At 65.8% G+C, this 12,927-nt stretch carries 9 protein-coding genes and 1 pseudogene; 8 read left to right on the forward strand and 2 right to left on the reverse strand.

All coding sequences use genetic code 11. The features are described 5' to 3' along the window. The first annotated feature begins 47 nt into the window (after positions 1–47). The 6 genes from AR540_RS18770 to AR540_RS18795 all read left to right on the forward strand — a co-directional run bounded on the left by AR540_RS18770 (position 48) and on the right by AR540_RS18795 (position 6,767). On the forward strand, positions 48–1,571 hold the full coding sequence (locus AR540_RS18770) for an MFS transporter (RefSeq protein WP_059230908.1): 1,524 nt from the start codon (positions 48–50) through the stop codon (positions 1,569–1,571). A gap of 191 nt (positions 1,572–1,762) precedes the next feature. Further along, on the forward strand, positions 1,763–2,236 hold the full coding sequence (locus AR540_RS18775; protein WP_007161635.1) for an RNA pyrophosphohydrolase: 474 nt from the start codon (positions 1,763–1,765) through the stop codon (positions 2,234–2,236). Positions 2,237–2,347: 111 nt separating this feature from the next. Continuing rightward, positions 2,348–4,627 (forward strand): phosphoenolpyruvate--protein phosphotransferase, encoded by a 2,280-nt coding sequence (gene ptsP / locus AR540_RS18780; RefSeq protein WP_059230910.1) that lies wholly within the window; start codon positions 2,348–2,350, stop codon positions 4,625–4,627. 76 nt (positions 4,628–4,703) lie between these two features. After that, positions 4,704–5,486, forward strand: a complete 783-nt coding sequence (locus tag AR540_RS18785) for a sulfite exporter TauE/SafE family protein (protein WP_059230912.1) — start codon at positions 4,704–4,706, stop codon at positions 5,484–5,486. A 19-nt stretch (positions 5,487–5,505) separates the two neighbouring features. Further along, positions 5,506–6,318, forward strand: a complete 813-nt coding sequence (lgt, locus tag AR540_RS18790; RefSeq protein WP_059230914.1) for a prolipoprotein diacylglyceryl transferase — start codon at positions 5,506–5,508, stop codon at positions 6,316–6,318. 86 nt (positions 6,319–6,404) lie between these two features. Beyond that, entirely contained in the window at positions 6,405–6,767 is a 363-nt protein-coding gene (locus tag AR540_RS18795; protein ID WP_059230915.1) for a hypothetical protein, read from the forward strand. Positions 6,768–6,988: 221 nt separating this feature from the next. On the opposite strand, the gene AR540_RS18800 is transcribed toward AR540_RS18795, so the two are convergent. Both AR540_RS18800 and coaD read right to left on the reverse strand, forming a co-directional pair. Further along, positions 6,989–7,240 (reverse strand): YfhL family 4Fe-4S dicluster ferredoxin, encoded by a 252-nt coding sequence (locus AR540_RS18800; protein ID WP_058762937.1) that lies wholly within the window; start codon positions 7,238–7,240, stop codon positions 6,989–6,991. A gap of 99 nt (positions 7,241–7,339) precedes the next feature. Then, a complete protein-coding gene (gene coaD / locus AR540_RS18805; RefSeq protein ID WP_059231592.1) occupies positions 7,340–7,825 on the reverse strand; it encodes a pantetheine-phosphate adenylyltransferase in 486 nt (161 codons plus the stop codon). 99 nt (positions 7,826–7,924) lie between these two features. Here coaD and AR540_RS24945 point away from each other — a divergent pair. Beyond that, positions 7,925–8,140 (forward strand): annotated as a pseudogene (locus tag AR540_RS24945) (threonine ammonia-lyase, biosynthetic); the annotation flags it as partial. Positions 8,141–8,725: 585 nt separating this feature from the next. Continuing rightward, positions 8,726–12,844 carry a CheR family methyltransferase gene (locus AR540_RS18810; RefSeq protein WP_059230918.1) on the forward strand — a complete coding sequence of 1,373 codons (4,119 nt, stop codon included), beginning with the start codon at positions 8,726–8,728 and terminating at the stop codon, positions 12,842–12,844. The last annotated feature ends 83 nt before the right edge of the window (positions 12,845–12,927 follow it).

Raw genomic sequence — 12,927 nt, forward strand, 5'->3', positions numbered from 1 at the left:
AGGCTCAAGGTCCACGGCTGGCTACTATCGTGCCAGCCTGGATCTTCATGTACGCCGACGACACCGCCCGTCCCCATCACCGAGGCCTGCTCCTGTTGAGCATCACCCTCATGGTGCTGGTGTACTTCCTCGACAACCTCTCCATCGCCCTGGCCAATCGCTATGTCTACGGCGGCCTGGGTATCGACCAGCGCAGCTATAGCCTGGCCACCGCCTGCTACAGTGCGGCGGTCATCCTCACCAGCGCGCCGCACCAGTGGTTCGCCCAGCGCCTGGGCTATCGCAACCTGATCTTCGCGGCCGTCGGCATCCACCTGGTCGGCCAGGTGTTCTGCCTGATCGCCACCGACCTGCCGACCTTCATCGCCGGTCGTGTCCTGATGGGGGCTGGCGCCGCCACTTTCTTCGCCGGGGCGCGGGTGCTGGTGCAGATGTACTTCTCCGGGCCGCAGCTGCCGACCGGCATCCGCGCCTTCGCCTCGGGCGTACCCCTGGGCGGCGCTCTGGCCTCCTTCACCACTGCCGAATTGCTGGAAGGCCATCAGTGGCGCGCCATCTTCATGGTGCCGGCACTGGCCTGCCTGCTGGTGGCGGTGTGCGTCTGGCTGTCGCTGCCCCGGCGCTCCCATCCGCTGGAGAACTCCGGCGCGCCCTCGTTGCTGTCCATGGTGCTGCTGGCCGGTGGCAGCCTGTTGCTCACCATCACCACCCAGCGGCTGGCCTTCGACTTCTTCAGCGATGGGCCGCGGCTGGCCCTGGAGCTGCTGGCTGGGGTAGCCATCCTCGGGCTCTACATCTATTACGAGCGGGGCCTGGCGCGGCCGACCCTGGACTTCAGGCACGCCATCACGCCGGGCTTCCTCGCCGGCATGCTGTTCATGATGCTCAACTACTTCCTGCTTGGCGCCTACAACTTCATCATCCCCCAGTACGTGGTCAATGCCCTGCAGGTGCCGGTCTATACCGCGGGCGGGGTCATGGCGCTCGGCTGGCTGTGCGGCCTGGCGCCGCTGCTGATGATCACCTCGGTGCGGCTGCGCGAGCGCTTTCCCTGGGGTGGTTTTCGCAAGTACCTCGTGGCCGGCTATCTGCTGCTGGCCGGCTACGGCTTCTGGATGGTGCGCCAGCATGCCGATGTGCCCCTTTATCAGCAATTGGTACCGGGCCTGATGATGCACGGCACCTACCTGATCGGCACCTTCGCGGTGATCATCATGTACACCTTCATGCGCGTCGAACCGGCCTATTTCAGTCAGGCCTACCAGATCAAGAACATGACCCAGCAACTGGTCATGCCCCTGGGCATCGTGCTGTCCAATGTCTTCCTGCAGTGGCGCGATGCCTTCCATGCCACGGTGCTCGGCGCCTCGATCAACCCCTATGCCCAGAGCTACCAGGCCTATGGCGAGCGCTATCGGCAGGCCACCGGTGCGGACAACGCCCTGGCGCAGATCTCCAGCCTGGTCACCCGCCAGAGCCAGGTGCTGGGCTATCTCGACTACTTCTGGCTGGTCGGCTGGATCGGCCTGGCGCTGGCCGTCTACATGGCCCTGCAACGCCATTTCCGCTAGCGGCCGCTGATCGCCAACCCTTAAGCCGGCGTTCAGCGAGCAGCCACCATACTGCTGACCCCTGCCGGTCGTGCCAGTCGCCGGAAGACCGCGCCGGTCGGCCGCGCCCCAGTCGGTCCGGAGCTTGCATTGCTGGGCTGTCGAGCTTTGTGGAACAATGCGGGCAACGACATTTTTCAAGGGTGGCAGCCGTGATCGATGCTGATGGTTTTCGCCCCAATGTCGGCATCATTCTCGCCAATGATGCCGGCCAAGTACTGTGGGCCCGCCGGATCAACCAGGATGCCTGGCAGTTCCCCCAGGGTGGGATCGATGACCGGGAGACGCCCGAAGAGGCGCTGTACCGGGAGCTGAACGAAGAGGTAGGGCTGAGCCCTGACGACGTCCGTATCCTGGCCTGTACCCGGGGCTGGCTGCGCTATCGTCTGCCGCAGCGCATGGTGCGCACGCACAGCCGCCCGCTGTGCATAGGCCAGAAGCAGAAGTGGTTCCTGCTGCGGCTGACGGCGGAAGAACAGCGGGTGCGGATGGACGTGACGGGCAAGCCGGAATTCGATGGCTGGCGCTGGGTGAGCTACTGGTACCCCTTGGGCCAGGTGGTGACCTTCAAGCGAGAGGTCTATCGGCGGGCGCTCAAGGAGTTGGCACCCCGCTTGCTGGCCTGATTACCGGCTTGGCCGGTGCGAAAGAGGTGAGGAGAAGCTGTGGTCATGCAGGATGAACGACACGTGATGCACGCCGGCGGTCTCGCCGGGCGTCGACTGCGGAGGCGCTAGATGCTTGCAGTTCTGCGCAAGATCGTCCAGGAGGTCAATGCCGCCAAGGATCTGGGGTCGGCACTGTCCATCATCGTGCAGCGCGTCCGCGCAGCCATGCAGTCCCAGGTCTGCTCCGTCTATCTGCTGGACCCGGACACCAACCGTTTCGTGCTCATGGCCACCGAAGGCCTGAACAAGAAGTCCATCGGTCGGGTCAGCATGGCCCCCAACGAGGGCCTGGTCGGCCTGGTCGGCACGCGCGAAGAGCCGCTCAATCTCGAAGACGCCGCCAGCCATCCCCGTTTCCGTTATTTCGCCGAGACCGGTGAGGAACGCTATGCGTCTTTCCTCGGCGCCCCGATCATCCACCACCGGCGTGTCATGGGCGTGCTGGTGGTGCAGCAGAAGGAACGCCGTCAGTTCGACGAGGGCGAGGAAGCCTTCCTGGTCACCATGAGCGCCCAGCTTGCCGGGGTGATCGCCCACGCCGAGGCCACCGGTACCATCCGTGGCCTGGATCGGCAGGGCAAGGGCATCCAGGAAGCCCGTTTCGTCGGCATTCCCGGTTCGCCCGGCGTTGGCGTCGGCAAGGCCGTGGTGGTGCTGCCACCTGCCGATCTGGAAGTGGTGCCCGACAAGACCGTCACCGACATCGAGGCGGAGTTGCAGCTGTTCCGCTCCGCCCTCGAGGGCGTGCGGGCGGACATGAAGGCGCTGTCCAAGCGGCTGTCCACCCAGTTGCGCAAGGAAGAGCGGGCGCTGTTCGACGTCTACCTGATGATGCTCGACGACGCCGCCCTCGGTAACGAGGTGACCACCATCATCAAGAGCGGCCAGTGGGCTCAGGGCGCCCTGCGCCAGGTGGTGATGGAGCACGTCCAGCGCTTCGAGCTGATGGACGACGCCTACCTGCGCGAACGGGCCGCCGACGTGCGCGACCTGGGGCGCCGGCTGCTTGCCTATCTGCAACAGGCCCACCAGGCCTGCCTGATCTATCCGGAAAACACCATCCTGGTCAGCGAGGAGCTCTCGCCGACCATGCTCGGCGAGGTGCCCGAAGGGCGTCTGGTCGGTCTCATCTCGGTGTTGGGGTCGGGCAACTCCCACGTCGCCATCCTCGCTCGCGCCATGGGTATCCCCACGGTGATGGGCGCGGTTGACCTGCCGTACTCCAAGGTCGATGGCATCGACCTCATCGTCGACGGCTACCACGGCGAGATCTTCACCAACCCTTCGCCGACGCTGATCAAGCAGTACGGCGATGTGGTGGAAGAAGAGCGCCAGTTGACCCAGGGCCTCGACGCCCTGCGCAGCCTGCCCTGCGAGACCCTCGACGGTCACCGCATGCCGCTGTGGGTCAACACCGGCCTGATGGCCGACGTGGCTCGCGCCCAGCAGCGGGGCGCCGAAGGGGTGGGGCTGTATCGCACCGAAGTCCCCTTCATGGTCAACGAGCGCTTCCCCAGCGAGAAGGAACAGCTCTCGATCTATCGCGAGCAGCTGGCGGCCTTCCATCCGGCGCCGGTGACCATGCGCACCCTGGACATCGGCGGTGACAAGGCCCTGTCCTATTTCCCGATCAAGGAAGACAACCCCTTCCTGGGCTGGCGCGGTATCCGCGTCACCCTGGATCATCCGGAGATCTTCCTGGTGCAGACCCGCGCCATGCTCAAGGCCAGCGAGGGGCTGAACAACCTGCGTATCATGCTGCCCATGATCTCCGGCGTGCACGAGGTGGAGGAATCCCAGCACCTGCTGCACCGCGCCTGGTGCGAGGTGCGTGACGAAGGCGTCGACATTCCCATGCCGCCCGTGGGCGTCATGGTCGAGGTGCCCTCGGCGGTCTACCAGGCCCGCGACCTGGCGCGCCAGGTGGACTTCATCTCCGTAGGCTCCAACGACCTCACCCAGTACCTGCTGGCGGTGGATCGCAACAATCCGCGGGTGGCCGATCTCTACGACTACTTCCATCCGGCGGTGCTGCAGGCACTGCAGCAGGTGGTGGATGGGGCCCATGCCGAGGGCGTACCGGTGAGCATCTGCGGCGAGATGGCCGGCGATCCGGCGGCGGCGGTGCTGCTCATGGGCATGGGCTTCGACACCCTGTCGATGAACGCCACCAACCTGCCCAAGGTGAAGTGGCTGCTGCGCCAGGTCACCCTGGAAAAGGCCCAGGAGCTGGTGCAGCAGATGCGCCAGATCGATAACCCCCAGGTGATCCACAGCGCCCTGCACCTGGCCTTGCGCAACCTCGGCCTGGGTCGGGTGATCAATCCGGCGGCCAGCGTCCAGAGCTGAGCGTGCCGGGCGGGGCCTTCGCTTCCCGCCCGGCAAGTAGCGGCGTACCATGCCGCTTCTTGCGCCCGAGGTGATGATGGATCTCTTGCTTTTCCTGGTGCTCGGCGCCTGCGCCGGGGTGCTGGCCGGACTGTTCGGGGTCGGTGGCGGCCTCATCATCGTGCCGGTGCTGGTCTACAGCTTCACCGCCAAGGGGCTCGATCCGGACATCCTCACCCACCTGGCGGTGGGCACCTCGCTGGCCACCATCGTCTTCACCTCGCTCAACTCGGTCTGGGCCCACCACCGCCTGGGCGCGGTACGTTGGCGACTGTTCGCCTGGATGGCGCTGGGCATCGTCGGTGGCAGCTCCCTGGGCGCCGTCACGGCGGCTGCCATCCATGGCCCGCTGCTACAGAAGATCATCGGCACCTTCGCCATCCTGATCGCCATCCAGCTGGCCCTGGACCTGCGGCCCAAGGCCCGGGCCAGCGAGCCGGGCAAGCCGGCGCTGACGGTGGCGGGCGTGGTGATCGGCTGGGCCTCGGCCATCTTCGGCATCGGCGGCGGCTCGCTCACCGTGCCCTTCCTGGTGTGGCGCAGCCTGTCGATGCAGCAGGCGGTGGCCACCTCGGCGGCCTGTGGCCTGCCCATCGCCCTGTCCGGAGCGCTTTCGTTCATCGTCGTCGGCTGGCAGGAGCCAGGGCTGCCCGCCTGGAGCCTGGGCTACGTCTATCTGCCGGCGTTGCTGGGTATCGCCCTGACCAGCATGTTCTTCGCCCGCTTCGGTGCCCGGCTGGCCCATCGCCTGTCGCCGCGGCTGCTCAAGCGGCTGTTCGCTCTGCTGCTGTTCGGCGTCGGGCTCAACTTCTTACTCTGATCCCCATCAAGGAGGCACCATGCTGCCGTATCCGCAAATAGACCCGGTGGCCCTGTCACTGGGCCCGCTGAAGATCCACTGGTACGGCCTCATGTACCTGGTGGGCATCGGCGGCGCCTGGTGGCTGGCCAAGCGCCGGCTGAATCGCTTCGACCCGCGCTGGACCAGCGAAACCCTGTCCGACCTGGTGTTCTGGGTGGCGCTGGGGGTCATCGCCGGCGGGCGATTGGGCTACGTGCTGTTCTACAACCTGGCGGAATACATCGCCAATCCGACGCTGATCTTCGAGGTCTGGAAGGGCGGCATGTCCTTCCATGGTGGCCTGCTCGGGGTGATCCTGGCGGTCTGGTGGTTCGGCAAGCGCCACGACAAGGGCTTCTTCGAGCTGATGGACTTCATCGCCCCGCTGGTGCCCATCGGCCTCGGCGCCGGTCGCATCGGCAACTTCATCAATGCCGAACTCTGGGGCAAGCCCACCGACGTACCCTGGGCGATGATCTTCCCGCCCTACAGCGATCCGGCCCAGCTGCCGCGCCATCCGTCGCAGCTCTACCAGTTCGCGCTGGAAGGCGTGGCGCTGTTCGTCATCCTCTGGCTCTACTCGCGCAAGCCGCGGCCGACGATGGCCGTCTCCGGACTGTTCGTGCTCTGCTACGGTATCTTCCGCTTCATCGTCGAGTTCGTCCGGGTACCGGATGCCCAGCTTGGCTATCTGGCCTGGGGCTGGCTGACCATGGGCCAGGTGCTCTGCGTGCCCATGGTGCTGGGCGGTGTGGCCCTGATGGTCTATGCCTATCGCCGGGCGCCGCAGCCGGTCGTCCGCGCCGAATGACGTCTGGGGCCCGCCCGCATGACAAGTGCGGGCGGCCTGTTATAGTTCAGGAACCACCAATCTTTTTCGCGCAAGGGATCAGCCGTATGAATCCGTTCCGTAGCCTGGCTGCCGTGCTGGCCTTGGCCCTGACCTTCCAGGCCTTGCCGGTGCAGGCGCAACAGGCTCAGGGTGAAATCACCGAGTACCAGACTGCGGACCAGGCCTTCGGCGAAGCCCGGGCGCCCGAGGCCTTCTCCATGATCGGCGATCTGCTGATCGCGCGGCCGTTGCTGATCGCCGCCACCGTGATCGGGGCCGGCGCTTTCGTGATCAGCCTGCCGTTCACCGCCGCGGGCGGCAATGTCGGCAAGGCCGGCAAGGCGCTGGTGGTCGAACCGGGCAAGGCAGCCTTCGTTCGCTGCCTGGGGTGCACCCAGAGCGGTTATGGCCGTACCAACGAGGAATAACGTCATCGGAGCCTGTTCAAAATCTGCTGCGCGTCGGCCAAACTGCGTTGAAAATGGCCTGGAAGGCCAGCCTCACCTGGGCGGCCTCGTCGCAATGCTCATTTATCACTGGTAAACCCGAGCGCGGGTCCGATCCGCTTCCTCAGCCCTTTTCGTGGGGCCGCCTAGGCCTTGTTTGGCTCTAGCTCGCTGGATTGTGAACAGGCTCTCAGGGCCTGGCGTCAGGCCTGGCCGCTGATCTTCAGGTACTTCTCGTGCAACTGCTCCTTGGTCTCGACGTGGTTCTCGTCGAGGGGGATGCAGTCCACCGGGCAGACCTGCTGGCACTGGGGTTCGTCGTAGTGGCCCACGCACTCGGTGCACAGGTTCGGATCGATCACGTAGATCTCCGCACCCTGGGAGATGGCGCCGTTCGGGCACTCGGGCTCGCACACGTCGCAGTTGATGCAATCGTCGGTAATGATGAGGGACATCGTCGGCTCCTCGCCACACGGCTGCGCGGCGATCCAAAAGTCAGGCGCGCATTTTGCCCCATCCGCGCGCCGGCTGCACCCGACAGTCCTTGGGGTTAATCAGTCCGCCGGCGGAAAACGCTCCAGCAATGCCTGGTGCACGGTGGGATGGACGAACTTGGTCACGTCGCCGCCGAGTGCCGCGATCTCCCGCACCAGGGTGGAGGAGAGGTAGGAGTAGTGCTCCGAGGGGGTGAGGAACATGCTCTCCGCCTGGGGCGCCAGGACGCGGTTCATGTTGGCCAGCTGGAATTCGAATTCGAAGTCCGACACGGCGCGCAGGCCGCGCAGGATGATGGTCGCCTTCTGCTGCTCCACCAGGTTGGCCAGCAGGCAGCTGAAGCCGATCACCTCGACGTTGGGCAGGTGCGCCGTCACCGCCTTGGCCAACTCCACGCGCCGCTCCAGGGGAAACAGCGGATTCTTCTTGGGGCTGGCGGCTACCGCCACCACGACTTCATCGAACAGCCGCGAGGCGCGCTCCACCAGATCGCCATGGCCCTTGGTGATGGGGTCGAAGGTGCCGGGGTATAGCACTCGGTTCATGACGCTGTCCTTGGGGGTGAAGCTGTTGGGGCTTGGATGGTAGCTCAGGCGCGTGGAGTTGGCCAAGGCGGTGACGGCGCACCTGCCCAACGTCGAGGTGATCGGCCGCTGTTCGACTTCCTCGAACGCCTGGGCGGGCGCTGGAACATCAGCATGTTCCACTATCGCAACCATGGCGCGGCGGATGGGCGGGTGTTCGCGGCGCTGGAGGCGAGCCAGGCCGAGCGGGAGGAACTGCTGGCGACCCTGGATGCCATCGGCTATCGCTACTGGGACGAGACCGAGAATCCGGCGTATCGGTTGTTCCTGGGCTGAGGTCTGGCGGCGTTGGGCTTCGCTGCGCCCAGCACCAACCTACGGGTAGATAGCGTTCGGACTCGGGAAGGAGTGTGGAGGAGGCAGCCTCTCTACGTTGCAAGCTCAAGGGCCTAAGGTTGGACATGGCCTGCCATCCTCCTCCGCTGATCAGTCGGGGACTATGCCCCCCTGAAAAGGCTGTCGTCGAGATACAGGGTTGGATGACGGCGCAGCCTTGTCCACGCGTCCTTGCATGCGTGGCCCATCGCGTGGCGTGGAACACCCTCACGCCAACCCTCTCCCGCACACGGGGGGAGGGGCGGTCCGGTGCGGATGCTGGGTACCTTGCCACTAGCGCCTCTTCCCAGCCCAGGCTTTCCCGCGCTTCGCTCGCACTTGCCCTGTGCTCATCAGTCCCATCTAGGTGGTCCACCCTGGGGTTACCTGCTCCGATGGCCGGATGATGCCCGCCCTCCTGGCGCCCGCTCGTTATACTCCGGCCGGTGACGGGTCTTTCCGAGAAGGAATGGACGGCCTGGCCAAGAGGTGGCCGGTGCGGTCGCGGCAATGACGATTTCTTGCGGATTTTCAGACGGCGGATAGATGAGCAACCAGGCGGACGTGGCCAGACCCAATGACTCCAAGCACCTGATCCCCAGCGACCTGCCGTTCCCGGTGGTGGGCATCGGAGCCTCCGCGGGGGGGATCCAGGCCCTGCTGCACTTCTTCGAAGCCATGCCGGCCGATTGCGGCATGGCCTTCGTGGTGGTGATGCATCTCTCCCCGGAGCATCAGAGCAATCTCGACCAGATCCTGCAACGCGCCACGCGCTTGCCGGTGCAACAGGTCGTTCAGCCGGTACCCATCCAGGCCGAGCACGTCTATGTGATTCCGCCCGGCGCCGACCTGACCATGAACGACGGCTATCTGCGCCTGAGCCAGGCGGAGCGGCCCCAGGGCGATCACGTGGCGGTGGACCTGTTCTTCCGCACCCTGGCCGATGTCCATCGAACGCGTGCCATCGCCATCGTCCTCTCGGGCAATGGCGCCGACGGCGCCGTGGGCCTGGCGCGGGTGAAGGAGCAGGGCGGGGTGACCCTGGCCCAGGCGCCGGAAGATGCCGAGTTCGAGTCCATGCCGAGCAGTGCCATCACCACCGGCATGGTGGACTTCGTCCTACCGGTGGTGGAGATGCCGCAGAAGCTGCTGGAGCTGGCCACTACCATCAGCACCCTCAGCCAGGGCGAATTACGCCACTTCGATCTCGACGCCCGGGTGCCGGAGCCATCGAGCAAGGCGGTACAGCTGGCCCTGCGCGACATCCTCACCCTGTTGCGCACCCGCACCGGGCACAACTTCAAGCAGTACAAGACCGCCACGGTGTTGCGCCGGGTGGAGCGGCGCATGCAGGTCAACGCCATCGCCGACATGCCGGCCTATGCCGGCTTTCTCCATGACCATCCCGAGGAGACCCCGGCGCTGCTCAAGGACATGCTCATCGGCGTGACCAACTTCTTCCGCGATCGCGAAGCCTTCGAAGCGCTGGAGCGCGACGTGGTGCCGGAGTTGTTCGAGCAGTTGCAAGGCGCGGCCGACGACCAGGAATTGCGGGTCTGGAGCGCGGCCTGCTCCAGTGGTGAAGAGGCCTATTCGCTGGCCATGCTATTCACCGAGCAGGCCGAGCTGCGTCAATCCGGTGCGCGGCTGCAGGTGTTCGCCACCGATCTCGACGAGCACGCCCTGGCGATTGCCCGCCACGGTGTCTATCCCGGCTCCATCGTCACGGATGTCGCCCCCGCCCGGCTGCGCCAGCATCTGCTCAAGGAGCAGAACCAGTACCGGGTGAAGAAGGAGCTGCGCGAGAAGGTGCTGTTCGCCCAGCACAACCTGCTCAGCGATCCGCCGTTCTCGCGCCTCGATCTCATCAGCTGCCGCAATCTGCTGATCTATCTGGATCGCGAGGTGCAGGCCGAAATCCTGCACACCTTCCACTTCGCCCTCAGGCCGGGTGGCTACCTGTTCCTCGGCAGCTCCGAGTCGGCCGATGTGCAGAGCAGCCTCTTCGCCACGGTGGACAAGAAGAACCGCATCTACCGCGCCAAGCACACCACCAGCGTGGGGCGCCCGACGCCCATGCTCAACCTCAACCCCGGCGTGCACAGCGTGCGCCTGCCACCGCACCAGGTCGGCCGGCGCAAGAAGGTGTCCTTCGCCGAGGTGCACCAGCGGGTGCTGGAACAGTACGCCCCGCCGAGCATCATCGTCGATCGCGAATCCAATATCGTGCACCTGTCCGAGCGGGCCGGGCGCTTCCTCCGCTACGTCGGTGGCGAGCCCAGCTACAACCTGCCGGCGCTGGTGCTCGAGGAGCTGCGCCTGGAGTTGCGTACGGCGCTGTTCCAGGCGCTGCAGAGCAACAAGAGCATCGAGGCGCGCCGCGTGCACATCCAGCGCGACGAGCGCAGCTACTACATCAACATGGTGGTGCGGCCGTTCCGCGACAGCGACACCAGTACCGACTACCTGCTGGTGCTCTTCGACGAGGTCGAAGACGTCATGAGCACCGACTCCCCCAGCGACCACGCCGAGGCCAAGGACAGCGTCCTGACCCAGCTGGAAGCCGAGTTGCAGCGCACCAAGGAACAGCTGCAACTGACCATCGAGCAGTCCGAGACCTCCACCGAAGAACTCAAGGCCTCCAACGAGGAATTGCAGGCCATCAACGAGGAGTTGCGCTCGGCCACCGAGGAACTGGAGACCAGCAAGGAAGAGCTGCAGTCGATCAACGAAGAGCTGATCACCGTCAACTACGAGCTGAAATCCAAGATCGAGGAAACCGGCAAGATCAACGACGATCTGCAGAACCTCATCACCTCCACCGACATCGCCACGGTGTTCGTCGACCGCGGCATGCGCATCAAGAGATTCACGCCGCGCGCGACCAGCATCTTCAACATGATCGTCAGCGACACCGGCCGCTCGCTGCTCGATATCACCCATCGGCTGGACTACCCGGAGCTGGCCACCGACGCCAACCAGGTGTTCGAGTCTCTCGGTCTGATCGAGCGCGAGGTGCGCAGCCAAGACGACCGCTGGTACCTGGCGCGGCTGTTGCCCTACCGCACCGCCGAGGATCGCATCGAAGGGGCCGTACTGACCTTCATCGACGTCACCGAGCGGCGCCTGGCCCAGGATCGCGCCCGTGCCGGCGAAGAGAACATGCGCCTCATGACGCAGAACATCCACAACTGCGCCATCGTCACCCTGGACGCCCGCGGCATCATCGACAGCTGGAACGGTGGCGCCACCCGCCTGTTCGGCTACAGCGAGCGTGAGGCCCTCGGTCAGCCGGTGGGGCTGATCTTCACCCCGGAAGACATCGCCGCCCAGGTGCCGGAAGCGGAAATGCGCAGCGCCGACGAGCACGGCGCTGCGCACGACGAGCGCTGGCTCAGGCGCAAGGACGGCAGCCGCCTCTATTGCACCGGGGTCCTCAGCCGCATGAGCAACGCCTCCGGCGGGCGGGGCTACGCCAAGATCGCCCGGGATGCCACCGCCGACCATGTGCAGGCCAGCGAGGCGGCTACTCAGCAGGCCCAGCAGCGCGCCCTGGGGCAGCTCAAGGACGAGTTCTTCGCGGTGATGTCCCACGAGCTCAAGCACCCGCTCAACCTCATCCAGCTCAACAGCGAACTCCTCACCCGTTCGCCGGTGCTGCGCGACGTGCCCCTGGCGCGCCGGGCCACCGAGGCCATCCAGCGCGCAGTGCGCAGCCAGGCGCAGATCATCGACGATCTGCTGGACCTGTCGCGCATCCGCACCGGCAAGCTCAAGCTGGAGCGGCAGAGCCTGGACCTGGCCCAGCAGTTGCGCGAGATCGCCGAGGTGGTCAGGCCGCTCGCCGGGGAGGTCGAGGTCAGCTGCGCGCAGTGGCCGACGACGCCGCTGTTCGTCTGGGCGGACGCCACCCGCGTCGGCCAGATCGTCTGGAACCTGCTCAACAACGCCATCAAGTTCACGCCCGCCGGTGGGCGGGTGGAGATCGCCCTGGGGGTGGACGGCGAGGACGCCCGGCTGGACGTCAGGGATACCGGGCAGGGTATCGCCCCTGACTTCCTGCCGCGGGTGTTCGAGATGTTTGGCCAGGCGGAGATGAAGTACACCGCCCGCGCCCAACATGGCCTGGGCATCGGCCTGGCGCTGGTCAAGCAACTGGTGGAGGCCCATGGCGGACGCATCGAAGCCTATTCCGCAGGGCTCGACCAGGGCGCGCGCTTCAGTGTCTGGCTACCGCTGTGCCAGGGCGAGCGGCCGAGTGTCCTGGAGTCGCGTACCGACGACCAGTCCATCGCCGGACTGCGGGTGCTGCTGGTGGACGACTCCCCCGACATCGTCGAGACCCTGCAACTGCTGCTGGAAGAAGAGGGCGTAGCGGTCACCGCCGCCACCGATTCGCGCAATGGCCTGGTGTTGGCCCAGGCCCAGGACTTCGACGTCATCCTTTCCGACATCGGCATGCCGGAGATGGATGGCCATGAATTCCTGCGCCAGATACGCACCGGCGACCGCAACGTCGGCACCCCGGCGGTGGCGCTGTCCGGCTATGGCACGCGGCTGGATGTCGACAAGGCGCGGGCGGCGGGCTTCGCCCGGCACCTGAACAAGCCGGTCAGCTTCGAGGCACTGATCGCCGTGCTGCACGAGCTGCAGGTGGCCGACTGAAGGCATGCCTCGGCGCGGGGAGGGTTACATAGTCAGATGATTCGCGGCACACTCGGGGCCAGCCGCGGCGCCGGCCCATCCGG

The organism is Pseudomonas sp. EpS/L25 (assembly GCF_001512295.1).
Taxonomy (GTDB): domain Bacteria; phylum Pseudomonadota; class Gammaproteobacteria; order Pseudomonadales; family Pseudomonadaceae; genus Chryseomonas.